Raw genomic sequence first — 17,823 nt, 5'->3', positions numbered from 1 at the left:
TAATGTTTATTGCCTGTACCGTTGCCGCTATTTCCCTAGTTACTCTATTTGTTAATATCACGGTTTCAAATAAGTTTAATCAATATATGGTCGATATTCAAAACAAACGATATCAGCGAATTGTATCCTATTTTGAGGACGCCTATAACCGGGAAGGTGGCTGGTCTCAAAATACTGGTATTGAGCTTATGCACGAAGCCTATATGGGGAATTATTGTTTAACACTGAAGGATGACAAAAAACAATTAGTTTGGGGAATGGATCCCAATGATATAAAAAATCAGTTAAACATGGGAATGATGATGCCTGTTCAGGAAGAAGGTGTCTACACCACCAAAACATTTACACTAAAAGCTAATGGGAAAATTGCGGGCTACGTCGATATTGGCCAATATACCTCTGTCCTGCTTACAGAAGAGGATCAAAACTTTAAAGCATCAATAAATAAAAGTATCATTGCCAGTGCTGCGCTGACACTTATTATCATTAGCACGTTAAGTCTTTATTTTTCAAAACAGTTCTCGCTGCCAATTAAGGAGGTCGCCAAGCTTTCGGTCGGGTTATCAAAAGGAAATTTTGATACGAAATCGGTTATAAAAAGCAAGATACAAGAGCTTGAAGATTTGCGCAATAGTGTCAACATCTTGGCTGGGAAATTAAAGTACCAGGATACACTTCGTAAGAAATTGGTGTCGGATATCTCACACGAAATTCGGACGCCATTAAATGTCCTGCAAAATAATTTGGAGGCGATGATCGATGGTGTTTATCCAATTACAACGGAGAAACTTGTTTATTTGAATGAGGAAGTCATCAGGTTCGGCAAATTAATTAATAGTTTAAATACACTAAAGCAGTTTGAAGCAGAAAGCACTAAATTGAACTATGAGACGATCGTCCTAGATGAATTGCTTTCTGATATATGCAAGGATTTTTATCTTGCTGCAGAGAAAAAGAAAATTAAAATTGATTATCATATTCAAGGGAATCAAAGATATTTTATTACCGGAGATAGAGATAAGATTAAACAGGTTTTTATCAACCTACTTTCAAATGCGCTTAAATTTACGAATGAAGCGGGCAAGATCCAATTAAATTTATTTGAAAATCATCAGCAGATTGTGGTAGAAATCATCGACACTGGGATTGGAATCAACAAAGAGGATTTGCCTTATATTTTCGAGCGCCTATACCGCGGTGATCAAAGCAGGAATGAAATTGAGGGAACAGGTATTGGTCTAACCATTGTCAAAAATATTTTACAGCTTCACAATGCACAAATAGAGGTGGAAAGTCGGGAAGGAAGCGGTACAAAATTTTCGCTTTATTTTTTAAAAATTGCAGGAAATTAAAAGCCTTAGTACCGTTGGAAGGTCTAAGGCTTTTTTTAGTATTACGCTCTTGATACGTATGAAGCTTCTGAAGTATTGATAATCAGTCTGTCACCTTGGTTGATGAAGAATGGAACTTGAACCACAAGTCCAGTTTCAAGGGTTGCTGGCTTGGAACCGCCGGAAGCAGTATCGCCTTTAATGCCTGGTTCAGTTTCAGTCACTTCTAGTTCAACTGTTGTTGGCAATTCAACTCCAAGTGTTTCATGGCCGAACATCATGATATGGACTTCCATATTTTCTTTCAAGAATTTCAGTTCATATTCAATGCTGGTTGCCGGAAGCTCAACTTGCTCGTAGGATTCCATATCCATAAACACGTGCTGGTCGCCGCTTGCATAAAGATATTGCATTTTGCGGTTATCAATTTGTGCTTTTTCTACTTTTTCACCAGCACGGAATGTTTTTTCCTGAATGGCGCCGTTACGGAGATTGCGCAGCTTAGAGCGAACAAATGCAGCGCCTTTACCTGGTTTTACGTGTTGGAAATCGAGAACGCGCCAAATGCCGCCGTCGACTTCAATGGTTAATCCTGTACGAAAGTCGTTAACAGAAATCATGTAATAATCCTCCTATGTTCCTTACAAAATAATAAGTTCTTTTGTTGAATGAGTCAGTGTTTCGTTATGATCCTTTGTTAGGAGTAAATCATCCTCAATTCGAACACCGCCAAGACCTGGAATATAAATCCCCGGCTCGCAGGTTACTACCATACCGGGTTCTAAAACAAGATCCGATCTATAAGAAAGCGCAGGTCCTTCGTGTACTTCAAGGCCAATTCCGTGTCCAGTGGAATGACCGAAGTACTCGCCATAGCCTTTTTCTGTTATGTAGTCTCTTGTCAGTGCATCCGCTTGTTTTCCGGTCAATCCTGGTTTAATTCCAGCCATGCCTCGCAATTGGGCCTCGAGAACGATTTCATAAATTTCCTTCAGTTTACCATTAGGATTTCCAACTGCGACCGTCCTGGTAATATCGGAAACATAGCCTTTATAATAGGCACCGTAATCAAGGGTAACAAAATCCCCCGCCTCGATGACCTTGTCACTTGCCACACCATGAGGCAGTGCAGATCGATATCCGGAGGCAACAATGGTATCAAACGATGAGGACGCTGCACCGGCTTTTCTCATAAAGAATTCCAACTCATTGGAAACTTCAAGCTCTGTTTTGCCTGGAGCGATAAAATCCAGAATGTGCTTAAATGCAGCATCGGCAATATCCGCGGCTTCCTTTAATATCTTAATCTCTGCATCGGTCTTTATCAAGCGTAACTTTTCAATCACCCCGGAAATCGGAACAAGTTCAGCTTCGACTTCTTTATCATATACTGTATAAGAGGAGTATGTGAGATCATCCTCTTCAAAGCCAAGCTTCTTAATACCTAAGTTTTTGGCCAGTTGGGCTACTTCTACCGGAATGGAATCAGAGAATTTAATGATTTCAAACCCTTCACATTGTTTTTTAGCTTGTTCAATATAACGGAAATCTGTAATAAACAATGCCTTTTCTGCACTGATTAAAACAACGCCAGAACTACCTGTAAAATTTGATATATAACGGCGGTTATAGGGACTAGTGATTAAGAATCCGTCAATTCCCTTTTCTGCAAAACTATTCCGCAACTTTTCCAATTTTGCCATCGTTTCAACTCTCCTTTTCTCCTTCGTGCCAAGACAGAATTATTTTATCACAACCTTCCCGTGACCTACTAATAACAACTTAAGTCGAAGCCTCTTTTTGTTCAAATTTTTTATTTTGATATTCGTAGTTGATGGAGTAACCAATGAATATCCCATAGATTATATAAAGGCACACAGATGTAATAATGGTATCTCGTTTTAGATCAACTATAGGTTTTATCCCTGGGATAAGCGGATTTATTAAAAAAAATACAATCAAAAACAAGAGAATGCCATAGCCTAGTCCATACCACCATCTGTTTAGCTTTTTAAATAAGGCATAATAAATAAATGCCACGGCGACTGAAAGGATACCGAGAATGATAATGGAAACAACTGTCCCTTGCCAGGCATATTTCCACTTTCCAAGTAACCAAGGCTCAAGAAGGACATTTGGGCGAATTTCGGTAAAGTGAAAAAAGTAGGCAATAAAACCAATTGTACTCCAAAACAGTCCTCCGAATAATCCTGTCCAAAAGACCATTAATGGCAGGGGCATCGGTTTTGGATAATTCTTTATATCTTGCGTTGTCATAATAATAACCTCCTCTAGCTGATATAGTGAAATAAATACCACTTTTAGTATGTCCATGTGTTTCGGCGCTCTTACATGTAAAAAATTTTCCTATAATAATTGGAAATATTAAGCCATCTCCTAGAGGTTTTTTCGTTTTTCTAGTAGAATAAAAATAAGTACATACAGATAAAATATCATCTTTATTGTGCTACTTTGTTATAGGTTGGTGTAAACTACATGTCTAATTCAGAAAAACCGGTTTATGGCGGTCAAGCCGTTGTGGAAGGGGTTATGTTTGGCGGGAAGCATCATTATGTTACTGCAATTCGCAGAAAGGACCAGTCTGTTGAATATTTCCATTTACCGCGAAAAAGCAATCCCTCTTTAACATCATTGAAAAAAATTCCGTTTTTGCGAGGAATCATTGCGATTATTGAAGCAAGTGCAAACGGATCCAAGCATTTAAATTTCTCCACAGAACGTTTCGATCTCGATCCCAAAGAGGATGATACGCTTAAAGAAAAAGAAGTATCCAAATTGTCGATGTACCTAGGGGTCGCTGTAATCGGAGTTATCTCCTTCCTATTCGGAAAGTTTGCATTTACGTTAATTCCTGTATTTTTGGCAGAATTAACAAAACCCATCTTTCCTTCAGACTTTGCGCAGGTAATGGTAGAAAGTACTTTTAAGCTAATCCTCCTGCTTTCCTATATTTATTTTGTGTCATTGACACCTTTAATAAAAAGAGTGTTTCAATATCATGGTGCTGAGCATAAAGTTATTAATACCTTTGAATCAGGTGCCGAGTTAACCGTGGAAAATGTGCAGGCCCATTCTCGGCTTCACTATCGGTGCGGCAGCAGTTTCATTCTATTTACGGTTATTGTCGGGATGTTTGTCTATTTATTAGTACCAACAAGCCCGTTATGGTTAAGGATTGTTGACCGGCTCTTGTTAATCCCTGTCGTACTTGGAATTGCTTTTGAAGTTCTGCAATTTACGAACAAATTACGGGATATTCCCGTCCTGAAATATTTAGGACTTCCAGGGCTTTGGCTGCAGCTGTTAACGACAAAGGAACCGAATGATGAACAAGTGGAGGTAGCAATTCTTTCCTTTAAAGAATTGCTTAGAAGAGAGGCGGAGACAACGCGGTTCACTAAAACAGAAGAAATTGTCTAAATCTTTCCTTTTCGTGTTTAAAAGAATAAAAAAATGCTTATGATGCTCTTAGGGAGGTGGCTTTCTTGAAAAATCGAACATCCACATTGGTCGTTGTGGGACTAATTATTCTTGCGTTATTGGGTATTTTCACTAAGTTTACTTCAAATCCTGCCGAGTTTACACAGAATATAATTATCTTCGCCTTGATTGGCTTGGTTATTTTTTTCGTTGTTCGGAAGTTTTCAAATTCAAGCCCTCAAAAAAGGGAGCAGCGGGCATTTCTTAAAGCGGCCAAAAGGTCAAAGAAACGATTACAGCATAAGGGTGGAGAGACTAGCGCAAAAACTTCTGCTCTTGGTACATTATCAACATTGAAGAAAAATAAGACCAAAAAGAAACCTCCTGCTCACCTAACGGTTATTGACGGGAAAAAGGGAAAAAAGAAAAATCGAGCGTCCTTCTAGGCGCTCGATTTTTTTTGCTTATGCTTCAATATCCCCAACGATTCAAAAATTTCTTGGCATGGTTTCTGCCGAGGTCCAACAATTCTAATTTCTTTTCTTCTGTAAGATTAAAATTTATTGGCACAATCCCTTCAGCCGGGATAAAAATAATATTTTGCGCATGTTTCTTTGATATATACCTTGAATCATGTGCGTCCTTCATCGTTTCGAATAAGGCCCCGAATAGTTCAATTGCGTTGTTAATTTTATGCTTTTCATGTTCATACTCGCTAGAACTTAACCTAATTCCAAGCACAGGCCTAAGTTTTTTTATATGATCCATATCAAACAGCCACATCGGGAAATTACTCAGGACTCCGCCATCTACTACAATATTGGCCCCATCAGGTGAACGCATCCGGACTGGCTCAAAAAAATAGGGAATGCTGCAGCTAATCCGAATCGCTTTCGCAATAGAAAATGAGCCTGGTGAAATGCCGTACTTGGGCAAATCATCCGGAAACACGATCATCTGCCCATTCGAAAGGTCCGACCCAATCACTCGAAGGGAATTGGCCGGTAAATCGGAGAATGTACGCAGCCCCTTATCCGCCAATTTGCCTCTTATCCATTTCTCAAGTTCATTTCCCTTGTAAAGGCCCAATCGCCAATATAATAGCAGCCACTTCGCAAACTTAAAAGGAATAAAAGTTTTCCTGGAATCCAGCAGCTTTATCAAGTCAATCTCATCAATCATTTGATAAATTTCTTTACTATTATAGCCAGCGGCAACTAAAGCGGCCATAATTGAGCCGGCACTCGTTCCCGCCACCCTGACAAATTGAAATCCCCGGCTTTCTATTTCGTCTAAAGCTCCTATGAGAGCAAACCCTTTGATACCCCCACCTGAAAATACACCGTCAATGTTCATGGCAGCCACTCCCAATGATGTACTTATTGATACATCTTTAAGCGGAAACATACGGAAATAGTACCTTTGACAAGCACAATTTTTTCCTGTGTAAGAGTAAATGAGCGTTCATTTTTTTGAAAAATTATGTCCACAAATTGTTCACTTCCTCACAATGTTCCTTCATATCGTCAACATATAGATTCCATATACTTTACTCATCAAACTGGAATTGATTAGTAAAGGTAGGGTTCAATATGAGCATGAAAATGATTAAGCTTAAGGTTTTTGATATGACCTGCACCTCCTGTGAAAAGCGAATCGAGCGAAGTGTAAAAAAGCTGGACGGGGTACAGAATGTGAAGGCTAATTTCAGCGGACAATTTGCTGAAATAGAGTATGACGATGAGTTATGCAATCTTGGCAAGATTAAAGAAACCATTAATCGGGTTGGGTACAGTACAGAAAACTCACCCGGCTATAAACTGATTGGCATTTTGATTATTGCTGCAGCCATTGTGCTGCTAGGCATCAATACCGGCAGCTTTAATATGGATGAAAAACTACAAAATGCGTCTTATGCAGTATTATTCTTAGTCGGTTTAATCACCTCGCTCCATTGTGTCGGGATGTGCGGCGCAATCATGCTTTCACAAACGATTGCAAAAGAAAGTGAAGGTAAATTTGCCTCAATCAAGCCGGCGTTGCTTTATAACCTTGGCCGGGTTACCGCCTATACGATTCTCGGTGGGATCATTGGCGCAATCGGATCGGTTATTGCCCTTTCGCTTACAGCCAAGGCTGGCCTGCAACTATTTGCAGGGTTATTTATGATCATTATGGGATTTAATATGGCAGGATTTCGGGCTTTTAGAAAGTTTCAAATAAAATTACCGGCAGCCTGCGCTGCCATGAGCAAACCAAGAACGCCATTTCTAGTCGGCTTGCTGAACGGATTAATGCCATGCGGACCGCTGCAGACAATGCAAATTTATGCTCTCGGCACAGGCAGTGCCTTTGGCGGTGCGTTATCGATGTTTATGTTTTCACTCGGGACTGTACCGCTCATGCTGACGTTTGGAGCGTTATCGGGATTGTTAAGTAAAGGGTATACAAAGAAAATACTAAAATTCAGTGGCATTCTTATTATTGTTCTTGGATTAATCATGAGTAATAGAGGACTGGCTCTTGCCGGGGTGAATACAAGCCCGTTTGGCTTTATGTCCAGTGCAGCGAGCGATGCTGGGACAACAGGTTCTTTTAGTTCCGGTAAAGCAATAAAGGCTACGATGAAAGACGGAGTACAGGTCCTAAATATGAATGTTACTGTCAGCGGCTACACCCCAAATACCTTGTATGTAAAAAAAGGAGTTCCGGTAAAGTGGGTAGTCAATGTGCAGCAGTTAACCGGCTGTAATAACACTATCGTGGTTCCTGATATGAATGTGCAGCAAAAGCTTCAAGATGGTCAAAACATCATTGAATTCACGCCAGAAAATGAAGACCTGCCATTTAGCTGTTGGATGGGAATGAAGCGGGGCATGATTAAGGTGGTTGATGACCTTGCCGGCGTTTCTGCAACAGACAGCGTTGCAACCGGAGTGGATTCGACAACTAAAGCAACACCACAAGCTTCTGAACCAACCGCGCCAAGTATTTACGGAGAAGATATAAGTAAAGTCCCAACAGAGAGATTGGTCAAAAGAGCAGAGGTTACGAATAATGTACAGATCTTATCGGTAAAAGGAATCGGATATGAGTTGGAACCATTAATTATGGTAGTTAATAAGGGGATGACCACTAGATTAAGCCTTGACTTCACACAGTTTGATCAAGCTGAGGGGTCTTTCTTGATTATGAATGCCAATACAAAAGAAATTGTTAGTGAATTTACAGGAAAGGAGGGGATGAACGAAATTGAATTTACTATCAAAAAGGCTGGAATTTATGGCATTTACTTGAATGAGGAGGAGCTATTGGGGGTCATTGAAGCTGTAGATGATGTAAATAATGCGGATTTGGAGCAGATAAGAAGCAAGTTTCTAAATTAATAGATAAATAGCAGGGAGATGAAAAAAATGAATATGACACATTATATGGGGCTGCTCGCAGACAACCAGCCTTGGAATTTAATTATTTTTATGGCTATCCCGGTTATTTGTGCCGAAACGATTGCCGTTACTGAACTGGGGATTCTATTTACAAGGAAATTGGATGGTTCCTTAAGACAGGTGAATAAATTCACCAGTATTTTTGCAGGAATATATTTTACAGGTATTTTCTTTTATTTGTTAATAAACGCTTTTATTCCATTAACAGTTAATGGAGAGTGGAAGGGCTGGATTGATGTTGTTGCGGTTACGTTTTACCTTCTTGGTGTAGTGCCGTTACTGGGAATGGCATTATTAGATTTAGGAATACTGTTCAGAAATAAAACGACTGTACAAAAACTGAAGACTCATGCAATTTTTGTAGGCATGTTCCTAATTGTGGCCCACATTGCGATGATATTTGGCATGATTGATCCATCGATTAGTACACGTGGGGGTATGATGAGCCATATGTAACATTCCTAGACCGCTGGAAATCCTCTTTAGTGTTTCAAGTTTTTTATGAAATTGCTTTGCAAATATTTATACTTTAGTAATCTTAAAAACTTCACCAAATAGTAATAATTAGCATCAATTACGATTCCATCTTTTTGTTAAAATGAATTTGTAAAACTAGAGAAAGGGGTGACTACATTTGAAACGAATAACTTCTCTTTTCGTACTTTACCTTGCAATTGTTTTAATCGCTGCAGGCTGCGGTTCTAAACTTGAAGATCAAAAATGGGCACTTGATAAAAAGCATGAGCCGCTGCCTGATTATGTATTAAATTCTTCCGATAAGATTCAAGAAACTTATGTTATGGCAGCTACCTACCCTGAGGTTCTTGCCCAGGTTCCATGTTATTGCGGCTGTTTTGCCCAAGATGGTCATGAAAGCAACCTTGACTGTTACATTGACCAATTTGGAGATGACAAGGCTGTCAAAGAGTGGGATTCCATGAGTATATCGTGAGACGTTTGTATAGATATCGCCCGGGAGGCGATAGGAATGCATCTTGACGGTAAAAGCCCTAAGAAAATTTACGATTTGATCACCACGAAATATGGAAATATTGGGGAGCCGACTCCAACACCTGAACCCAAGTAATGAGGGATTCTATGAAAAAATTATTAATCGGAAGTTATATTTTGATTATTATTGGGATTATTTTTTGTATTTCCAATAGCGATATTTTTCACAACAAAAACTCCAAGGCAATTGCTGCAGGGGAAAAACTTTACGAAAAGAATTGCCTGATCTGCCATGGAGAAACCGGAAAAGGTGAAGGGAAAATGGCTGGAACAGCTATCAACAGCCAAATCTTTTTAAGCTCCGTTTCTGATAAGGATTTATATCATTATATTAGTTTTGGCAGGGAAGGTACTGGCATGCCGGCATACGGCCCTAGATTGTCAGAAAATGACGTGAATAATCTGGTTGCCTTTATTAGAGATTGGCAAACAGATGAACTGGAATTGGAGGTCCCCGATACTATTTCCGGTGACCCGGAATTAGGGTTGCAGAAATACAATTTGTATTGTCTTTCCTGCCACGGTGAGGCAGGAGCAGGAAAAGTAAAAATGGGGACCGCACTAGGAAATCAGCAATATTTGCAATATACAACCGATAGACAGCTTTGGATTGGAGCAGCCTATGGCCGGGAAGAGACAAGAATGGGGCCGTCATTAAAAGGCCTGGATGGTGCCCGGCAGCTTAAAGAAAAGGATATAACTGACATTGTCAGTTATATCCGATCGTTGGAAAAAAAATAATTCTCTCATCCCTTGGATCCAAAAGGATTCAGGGGTTTTTATTTTTTGGCACATATTATTCGCAGGCTCGCAGGCCTAAATATGAACATTTTGTGTTTATTTTTTGACGAAAACGTAACGATTTTTGTCGTTTAACAAAATGTTCAATAGTGTATTAACCATATAGGCTACATAAAGATTATATTTATTTCAAAGAGGACTATAGTGAAAAACTAGCAGATTAGAGTAAGTTTTTTAAGGTCAAGGAGGATTAATATGCTAAGAAAAAGGTTATTGGCATTATTGGTTATCGCTTCATTTTTAATGAGCTGGATGGTGCCAAAAGCAAGTGCTGAAACAGCCTTTCAACCGGAAAAATTTCCTTACAAGGCAATGCAGCTTCAGGTAATGCCGGAATTTGATTATCCGGAAGACTGGCCATCCAGAGATATTCCTTCGTTATTAGTTGGGATGTACGGAACAATCACGAATAAAACCGGTCAAGACTATGACGGGAAAGTTGAAATTGCCGTTCCTGCAAAAGAAAAAGGTTTTGAAGCCTTCCTTGTTGCCGAATTTCCAAAAGAAAACGAACCTGAAGTTCAGCGCCCCTATGATGTAGACCAAGATAAAAGCATCATTAGCTGGAAACCTAGCAAGCCAATTAAAAAAAATGAAGAATACCAATTTGTTATCGAATACTACACACAATCTATTAATGTCAAAGATCAAAAAAGCTTTACCTATGAGTTTACAAGTAATGCAGAAACAGAATTGCTTGATGTCGTATTTTATGCACCGATGAATGCAAAGGATATTCAACTAGAGCCAAAGGCACAGGAGAATTCAAAAAATGAGTATGGCGAAGAGCTTTATTTCTATCAATATAAAAATGTCAAAGCCGGCGAATCCTTAAAGTATTCCTTCTCTTATAAGAAAGAGGGGACGGAATCATCAATGGAAGCCATCAGCAAAGTGCAGCCGCCAGATGATGAAAACCATACAGGTGTCAATGGCACCGCGACAGACCAGGTTTTAGGGAACAGCAAGGACAGTAAGGATGGATCGAAAAGTCCGATCATTGGCATCGGTGGTGCATCAATTATTGGGGTTGCTCTTATTATTGCAGGTGCCTTCGTATACCTCGGATTAAAGGCAAATTCGCAAAGCCAGGCGAAAGCTGCCAAGCAACATAAGCAGCCGCAAAAAAAGCAAGCAGCCAATCAAAAGATGAACAAAGCGGTCAGTACTGAAGCCAAGAAAGAATTACGCAAAAAACTATTAACCGGAAAAATTGACCAAGAAACGTACGATGAAGAAATGAAAAAACTAATTTAATGAGGTGGTAAACATGAAAAAGAATACTCTCGTAATGCTGGGCGGGTTTATTATTGCAGGTGCAATTGTTTTCCTCTTAATGGCAGCTACTCCGGGCTCCAGCGGCATTGAATTAACGATGAAAGAACTGTTGGAAGATCAACAGGAATATAAAGACGATTTTGTCACGGTAGAGGGTTTGTTGATTGAGGATTCTATTAAATGGGACGCAGACAAAATTGAATTGAAATTTGATGTGAAAGACAACGAGGGCAACATCATGCATGTTATCCATAATGGCACGAAGCCAGATAACTTCTCAGAAGGGGTTATTACCATTCTTCAAGGGGCTCCAGCCAAAAAGAATACATTTGTTGCAGAAACAGTAAAAACACGATGCCCATCAAAGTATGAGGGCGAAGATATGAAAAACTACGATCCTGAATCACATAAAGAAAAGCTAAATCAGCCACCGAAGGAACAATAATAGGCGGACTTAAGAAGGTGACGAAATGTACTTATTTGCTAATGCAACAATCTATATCGGATTGGCAATCGCAGTATTTTCTCTATTAATCATCACACTGGGAATCAGCATAAAAAATCAAAAGCTGATAAACAGCGGTAAAGGAGGACTTATTGCACTTCTGGTCTGTACGTCCATGGCCATGTTGTCCATGTTTTATTTATTGGCAACTTCGCAATTCCAATACGAATATGTTACTGACTATACCAGCAGCGAGCTCCCGATTATATACAAATTGACAGCCCTATGGGCAGGTAACGCAGGCTCCTTGCTGCTTTGGACATTCTTTTTAACTCTTTACATGGTTATGATTGCTTTTTCAAGAAAGATGAAAGGTAACCCAATGGTACCGTATATTTCATCCATCTTGCTGGCAAACGCAGTTTTCTTCTTCTTCATTCTGGGATTTATAGCCAAACCGTTTGTTTTACTCGACCAAATTCCGATTGAAGGAAAAGGCTTAAACCCTATGCTGCAAAATCCGGGCATGATTATTCACCCCGTAACACTATATCTCGGATATGTAGGACTTGCAATACCATTTGCGTTTGCGATGGCTGCGCTAATACTTAAAAATGTCGATGATTTCTGGATAAAAATGACTAGACGCTGGACCATTGTCGCTTGGCTGTTCTTGAGCCTTGGCAACATTTTTGGCGGCCAATGGGCATATGTCGAGTTAGGCTGGGGCGGCTACTGGGCTTGGGATCCGGTAGAAAATGCCTCATTTATGCCTTGGTTAACAGCCACCGCCTTCCTGCATTCAGTGATGATTCAGGAACGGAAAAATATGCTAAAGATTTGGAACATTAGTTTAATCATCGTTTCCTACGCATTAACCTTATTCGGTACATTCCTTGTTCGAAGTGGTGTGCTGACATCGGTTCACGCATTTGCCAATTCGAATTTGGGTTTATATTTCCTAATCTTTATGGGCATTGCCACTGTCGGAGCCTTATACGTATTGATGAGCCGATACAATCTGTTAAAACGCAGTGCAGGTGAATTTACATCTTTTGTTTCAAAAGAAAGCAGCTTCCTTGTAAACAATCTTCTTCTTGTTGGCGCAGCGTTTGCTGTATTCTGGGGTACCATATTCCCGCTCGTTTCAGAGGCAGTTCGCGGCACAAAGGTTACTGTAGGCTTGCCATTCTTTAACAAAGTAGAAGCACCGATTCTGTTATCAATGATGTTTGTGATGGCCGTTTGTCCAATGCTTGCTTGGCAAAGATCAACGGTAAAAAATCTTAAGAAGAACTTCATGATCCCTGCCATCCTGGCTGTAGTCGGAATGGCGTTAATGGTCGTTTTAGGAATCCAAAAAGCTTGGGCCGTTATCGGGTATGGAGTAATTATTTTATTACTGATTACTCACTATTTAGAGTTTTATAGAGGCGTTAAAGCTAGAAGAAAGATGACAAAGGAAACACCGATCGTAGCCTTATACCGGTTAATGATCCGCAATCGCCGCCGTTACGGTGGTTATATCGTTCACCTAGGTATTGCCTTCATAACTATGGGTATTATTGGTTCCCAAAACTACGATGTAGAAACAATGAAAACCGTTCCGTTAGGCGGTTCAATAGAGTTAAAGGATTATAGAATTAACTACGAACGCCTGGATCAAAAACGAGAAGGCATCAACGATATTGTATATGCCGATGTCACAGTTTTCAAAAATGGCAAAAGAATTGGGACCTACCAGCCGGAGAAAGTATTTTACGGCAACTGGGATCAGCCTTCTTCCGAGGTGGCCATTATTGATTCCATGAAAGAAGACTTATACATTGTTTTAAGTGCTTGGGAGGAGGACGGAAAAGCAACATTTGTTGTCAAAATTAACCCAATGATGAATTGGTTATGGTTTGGTTCATTTATGATTGTCATCGGTGCTCTTTTCGCTGTATGGAACGGAAAATATGGAAACGTGACTCCAAGATACACTGGAGTACGCAAAGAGGTGTCTTAAAATGAAAACCAAATTTTTTACAGGACTCCTCATATTAGCGTTTATTTTTCAGGGTTCATTCCTTCGCGTCGAAGCAAAAGAGTTTGACTATAAATCTCCTGAATTTAAAGCGGTTGCCCAGCAGTTTGCATGTACATGCGGCTGCGGGCAGGACCATTACGAATGCGATCCGAATACGTGCAACTTGACCACCGAATTTAAAGCAGACCTCGTTGAAATGATGAATAAGGGCTGGGACAAGGATAAAATTCGTGAGTACTATGTCAACATATACGGAGAAGAAATCTTGACATCCCCTGAGAAAAAGGGTTTCAGCTTAACGGCATGGGTTCTTCCATTTGCTGCTTTAGGCGGGGCAGGGGCAGGTTTGTTTTTCATTATACGTAAATGGGTGAAACGGAGAGGACCAGAAGAAACAGTCATAGAGACTCAGCAGCTTGAGGAGGAAGTAGAAAGCGAAATTCTTTCTTCCATCATTGACGAAGAACGCAAAAAGTATCTTTAGGATGTGAACAAAAATGCAGGATATTTCCATCATTTCGTTAATCTTTACAGCCGCCTTGGCGCTTACCTGTCTTTTTCTAATATTGTCACCGTTATTTAAGTGGGATGTATATTTACATTTTAGTCCGAAAAACCAAGATTTGGCGTCGACAAAAGAAGCGTTATTAACGACATTAAATGAATTGGAATTCGAGTACAAAATGGATAAGATTTCACACAATGATTACAAGCATTTGAAGAAGCAATATGAAACAGAGATCGCCACGATTATGAAGGAAGAAGAAGAAATGGTCGTCTCGAAGGTCGACCAGGATTTAATGGCTGAAGTTGAGAAAGAAATCGAGGCGCAAATGAAAAACTATAAAACCAAAAAGGGGGAAGGAAAGTGATTAAAAAAATCACCTTAATTCTCCTTGGACTGATGCTGTTAGTCCCCCTGCCGGGATTAGCAGCGTCAGAGTCAAAAATTTCCGCTGATATGCAGTATATCGTAGTAGGCTCTGCTGAAGATGGCTCAACCTATTTAAACAATCGAGGATACTATGTTAATTCTGGAGCTGAAGAATATAAGGGCGACGGACAAACTGAGGCCGTCCTTAGCATTACTCTGCCGGAAGGGGCCAAGGATTTAAATTTTTTGGACAGCAAGATTGCTTCTAAACAGGTAGATAGCGGGTTCATTACAACCACCCCGGTTAAAGGTAATGAACGAATAGAACTGGCATACAGCTATCGAATGGATAAAGGAAAAGATATTAATTTGACTATTAATTATCCGACGCAATCTTTGATGATGCTAGTCGAAGAAGGAAATGGCAGCGTTGAATTTAACGGGGTCACTTCCACGGGACCGGAGCTTTTGAATATGGATGGCAAGAATTTTTGGCTGTACACGATTGAGGATTTGAAGACAGATCAAAAGTTTACCATGGTGTATAAACCAGATGTCCAGCCCAAAGTGGATACTTCCAAACAGACACAAACAACAAGTGATAATGGAGAAACCAGCAATGTTACCCATCAGGCACCAGCCTTCCACAATCCGGGCCATTTACGAATGTGGGCACAATCTCCGTTGCATAAGTTTGACCCGCATATCTTTTTGATTATTATTGGTGTCATTGTCATCGCAGGAATCTCTTATTATATCTACTTTAGACGTAAAGTGAGATTGGAAGAAGAGAGACTAGGTGCTGATAAGGAAGAGAAAGCCTTCAAACTGCTTATGACTAAGCAAAAGGCGATTATGGATAAAATTATTGAATTGGAAGAAACCTTTGGAGATGGCAAGCTTTCAGAGACAGAGTACCAGGCAAAACTGGATGCCTATAAACAGCATTTGGTCCAGGTGAAATTAAATTTACGCAATTTCGTAGACTAGCAGCCGGAATGGGAGGGACTGCAATGATAGAAATTAACAAGCTGACGAAGCAGGCTGATAACAAGCTGATCTTACGTGGCGTAGACCTCTCGATTAAAAAAGGGGAAACAGTAGGCATACTCGGTCCGAATGGCGCCGGGAAAAGCACACTGTTAAAAGTTTTGGCCACTTTAATCAAACCGACATCTGGTTCCATCACGATCAACCGATTGGATTTAAAAAAGAACCAGGTTGACATCAAAAAAATATTAGGTTATTTACCCCATTCCAGTTTGCTGTACGATCATTATTCACCATTGGAAAATTTGGTTTTCTTTGGAGATTTGTATGGTGTTAAGCATTCGGAACAACGGGCGGTTGAATTGGTGAAAGAGGTAGGTTTAAGCTTCTTTCTAAATGAACCGGTGAAGAACTTTTCAAGGGGGATGATTCAGCGGATTGCCATTGCGCGTGCAATTATCCACGACCCGGAAGTCCTTTTGCTGGATGAACCTCATACGGGACTTGACCAAGGGGCCATCTCTATTCTGAATAATGTCATTCTTAACATGAAACAAAAAGGGACTACAACGTTAATGGTTACTCATGATTTTAAACAAGCGGCAGAAATTTGTGATCGTATTATCATTGTGAAAAGCGGTAAAATTGTCGACGATTTCAAAATTGAACAGCCATCATTAAACGTCGTTTCGGAAAAATATGAACTTCAGGTGGAGGGAGTATCATGAATCTGTTTTCTCAAGCCCTCTTACTTGCAAAAAAGGATCTGCTTTCAGAATTAAAAACAAAGCAAATATTAGTGACTCAAATTATTTTTGCGGCGCTCGTTATTGTTGTGTTTAGCTTTGCATTTGACCCTTCCAGTAATACCACGAAGGCCGTAATTCCAGGCGTCATCTGGGTCATAATCGTGTTTGCCGGAATCTTGGGGCTCAACCGATCGTTCATCTCTGAGCAGCGTAATGACACGATGCAAGGTCTTCTGGTCGCACCGATGGAAGCAGCGAGTATTTTTTTAGGCAAGTTTTTTGCCAACTTTACCATGATTTTAATCGTCGAGATCGTTTCCATCCCATTCTTGTTCTTGTTATTTGATTTTAAAATGTCAGGGAGTATCGGTTACTTTATTCTCGTCATTTTTGCTGGAAGTTTTGGCTTTGTTTCGATTGGAACCTTTTTGGCTGCCTTGGCCGCCAATTCAAAAAGCAGTGAAATGCTGTTGCCATTGCTGCTGTTTCCGATTACGAGCCCGATTCTAATTGGGGTTACCCAAGCAACAAGGATCATACTGTCGGATATGAGCAAATTATCGAGTGCTTTGTCCTGGACGCAGATGGTTACTGCCTATGATGTGATTTTCTTTGTAGTATCGTTTTTATTAATTGATTATGTGCTGGAGGTTTAACAGATGAGTATGAATCTCGAACGGGAGAAAACATCCCTTCCTGTCGCTCAGGTGTCCGATACTAAAAAATCGACTCTTCCGAAACTATTATTCTATGGTACGGTTGTTTCGATGCTCGCTTCCCTTTATTTTATCTTCATCTTTGCTGAAGAAGAAAAAACAATGGGAGCGGCGCAAAAAATCTTTTATTTCCATGTCAGCTCAGCATGGGTAGCGTTTTTTGCCTTCTTTGTCACTTGTGTTTTAAGTATTTTATTCTTGATCAAACGAAAAAGAATTTTTGATACCTATGCCTATATTTCCGCTGAAATCGGTGTAGTATTTACTCTAATCGTTCTGACAACAGGACCGATTTGGGCAAAATCAGCCTGGAACACATGGTGGGTTTGGGAACCGCGGTTAATTACGACATTGATTTTGTTCTTTATTTATATCGCTTATATCATGATTCGCCATATGGATGGTGTTTGGGATAAAAAGGCAAGACTTGCAGCAGTTTTCGGCATTATTGGCTTTGTCGATGTACCGATTGTGTTTTTCGCCATCCGCTGGTGGCAAACGAAACTTCACCCGATTGTTTTTGGAGAAGGACAAAATCAAACAGGCGGCGGCATTGCCCCAACCATGCTGGTTGCGTTGCTTGTGTCAATTACAGCGTTTACCATTCTTTACGCATATCTATTGAACAAAGGTGTTACTGTTGAAAATATGAAGCTTAAAGTTGAGCTGTACAAAGAAAGAATAAGAGAAAGCTTAGATAAATAAAGGAGGA

20 protein-coding genes are annotated in these 17,823 nt (G+C 40.0%); 16 read left to right on the top strand and 4 right to left on the bottom strand.

What is annotated here, in order from left to right:
- Positions 1-2 precede the first annotated feature (2 nt).
- Entirely contained in the window at positions 3-1,352 is a 1,350-nt protein-coding gene (locus ACZ43M_RS19920) for a sensor histidine kinase (RefSeq protein ID WP_464504253.1), read from the top strand.
- Positions 1,353-1,393: 41 nt separating this feature from the next.
- On the opposite strand, the gene efp is transcribed toward ACZ43M_RS19920, so the two are convergent.
- From efp to ACZ43M_RS19905, 3 genes are all read right to left on the bottom strand, one after another.
- Positions 1,394-1,951, bottom strand: a complete 558-nt coding sequence (gene efp, locus ACZ43M_RS19915) for an elongation factor P (RefSeq protein WP_464504252.1) — start codon at positions 1,949-1,951, stop codon at positions 1,394-1,396.
- 21 nt (positions 1,952-1,972) lie between these two features.
- Positions 1,973-3,034, bottom strand: a complete 1,062-nt coding sequence (locus tag ACZ43M_RS19910) for a M24 family metallopeptidase (RefSeq protein ID WP_464504251.1) — start codon at positions 3,032-3,034, stop codon at positions 1,973-1,975.
- 79 nt (positions 3,035-3,113) lie between these two features.
- A complete protein-coding gene (locus ACZ43M_RS19905) occupies positions 3,114-3,608 on the bottom strand; it encodes a YqhR family membrane protein (RefSeq protein ID WP_464504250.1) in 495 nt (164 codons plus the stop codon).
- A 219-nt stretch (positions 3,609-3,827) separates the two neighbouring features.
- Here ACZ43M_RS19905 and ACZ43M_RS19900 point away from each other — a divergent pair, with 219 nt between their 5' ends.
- Both ACZ43M_RS19900 and ACZ43M_RS19895 read left to right on the top strand, forming a co-directional pair.
- Positions 3,828-4,772, top strand: a complete 945-nt coding sequence (locus ACZ43M_RS19900) for a DUF1385 domain-containing protein (protein WP_464504249.1) — start codon at positions 3,828-3,830, stop codon at positions 4,770-4,772.
- A gap of 56 nt (positions 4,773-4,828) precedes the next feature.
- Positions 4,829-5,218 (top strand): SA1362 family protein, encoded by a 390-nt coding sequence (locus tag ACZ43M_RS19895; RefSeq protein ID WP_464504248.1) that lies wholly within the window; start codon positions 4,829-4,831, stop codon positions 5,216-5,218.
- A 25-nt stretch (positions 5,219-5,243) separates the two neighbouring features.
- On the opposite strand, the gene ACZ43M_RS19890 is transcribed toward ACZ43M_RS19895, so the two are convergent.
- Positions 5,244-6,128 carry a patatin-like phospholipase family protein gene (locus ACZ43M_RS19890; RefSeq protein ID WP_464504247.1) on the bottom strand — a complete coding sequence of 295 codons (885 nt, stop codon included), beginning with the start codon at positions 6,126-6,128 and terminating at the stop codon, positions 5,244-5,246.
- Positions 6,129-6,364: 236 nt separating this feature from the next.
- Between ACZ43M_RS19890 and ACZ43M_RS19885 the strand changes: the two genes are divergently transcribed.
- From ACZ43M_RS19885 to ACZ43M_RS19825, 13 genes are all read left to right on the top strand, one after another.
- Positions 6,365-8,158, top strand: a complete 1,794-nt coding sequence (locus ACZ43M_RS19885; RefSeq protein WP_464504246.1) for an urease accessory protein UreH domain-containing protein — start codon at positions 6,365-6,367, stop codon at positions 8,156-8,158.
- Positions 8,159-8,185: 27 nt separating this feature from the next.
- The gene (locus tag ACZ43M_RS19880) at positions 8,186-8,674 is read left to right on the top strand and encodes a DUF6803 family protein (RefSeq protein ID WP_464504245.1); all 489 of its coding nucleotides are present in this window, start codon (positions 8,186-8,188) and stop codon (positions 8,672-8,674) included.
- A gap of 178 nt (positions 8,675-8,852) precedes the next feature.
- On the top strand, positions 8,853-9,305 hold the full coding sequence (locus ACZ43M_RS19875; RefSeq protein ID WP_464504244.1) for a PCYCGC motif-containing (lipo)protein: 453 nt from the start codon (positions 8,853-8,855) through the stop codon (positions 9,303-9,305).
- A gap of 11 nt (positions 9,306-9,316) precedes the next feature.
- Complete coding sequence (locus ACZ43M_RS19870) at positions 9,317-9,970, top strand: c-type cytochrome (protein WP_464504243.1); 654 nt, start codon at positions 9,317-9,319, stop codon at positions 9,968-9,970.
- A 255-nt stretch (positions 9,971-10,225) separates the two neighbouring features.
- Positions 10,226-11,287: a hypothetical protein gene (locus ACZ43M_RS19865; protein ID WP_464504242.1), complete on the top strand. Its 1,062-nt coding sequence runs from the start codon at positions 10,226-10,228 to the stop codon at positions 11,285-11,287.
- Positions 11,288-11,300: 13 nt separating this feature from the next.
- Positions 11,301-11,753 carry a cytochrome c maturation protein CcmE gene (locus ACZ43M_RS19860; RefSeq protein ID WP_464504241.1) on the top strand — a complete coding sequence of 151 codons (453 nt, stop codon included), beginning with the start codon at positions 11,301-11,303 and terminating at the stop codon, positions 11,751-11,753.
- 25 nt (positions 11,754-11,778) lie between these two features.
- Entirely contained in the window at positions 11,779-13,761 is a 1,983-nt protein-coding gene (locus ACZ43M_RS19855; RefSeq protein WP_464504240.1) for a heme lyase CcmF/NrfE family subunit, read from the top strand.
- A gap of 1 nt (position 13,762) precedes the next feature.
- Entirely contained in the window at positions 13,763-14,266 is a 504-nt protein-coding gene (locus ACZ43M_RS19850; RefSeq protein WP_464504239.1) for a cytochrome c-type biogenesis protein CcmH, read from the top strand.
- A gap of 13 nt (positions 14,267-14,279) precedes the next feature.
- Positions 14,280-14,654 (top strand): hypothetical protein, encoded by a 375-nt coding sequence (locus tag ACZ43M_RS19845; RefSeq protein WP_464504238.1) that lies wholly within the window; start codon positions 14,280-14,282, stop codon positions 14,652-14,654.
- Positions 14,651-15,646 carry a hypothetical protein gene (locus ACZ43M_RS19840; protein ID WP_464504237.1) on the top strand — a complete coding sequence of 332 codons (996 nt, stop codon included), beginning with the start codon at positions 14,651-14,653 and terminating at the stop codon, positions 15,644-15,646. The genes ACZ43M_RS19845 and ACZ43M_RS19840 overlap by 4 nt, the downstream gene beginning before the upstream one ends.
- Positions 15,647-15,669: 23 nt before the next feature.
- Complete coding sequence (locus ACZ43M_RS19835) at positions 15,670-16,374, top strand: ABC transporter ATP-binding protein (RefSeq protein WP_464504236.1); 705 nt, start codon at positions 15,670-15,672, stop codon at positions 16,372-16,374.
- Complete coding sequence (locus ACZ43M_RS19830; RefSeq protein ID WP_464504235.1) at positions 16,371-17,051, top strand: heme exporter protein CcmB; 681 nt, start codon at positions 16,371-16,373, stop codon at positions 17,049-17,051. The genes ACZ43M_RS19835 and ACZ43M_RS19830 overlap by 4 nt, the downstream gene beginning before the upstream one ends.
- Before the next feature lie 3 nt (positions 17,052-17,054).
- Positions 17,055-17,816: a cytochrome c biogenesis protein gene (locus tag ACZ43M_RS19825; protein WP_464504234.1), complete on the top strand. Its 762-nt coding sequence runs from the start codon at positions 17,055-17,057 to the stop codon at positions 17,814-17,816.
- Positions 17,817-17,823: the final 7 nt, after the last annotated feature.

The organism is Neobacillus sp. B24 (assembly GCF_055381825.1).
The sequence above is the reverse complement of the archived record's forward strand: the minus strand, read 5'-3'. Positions and strand labels throughout refer to the sequence as shown.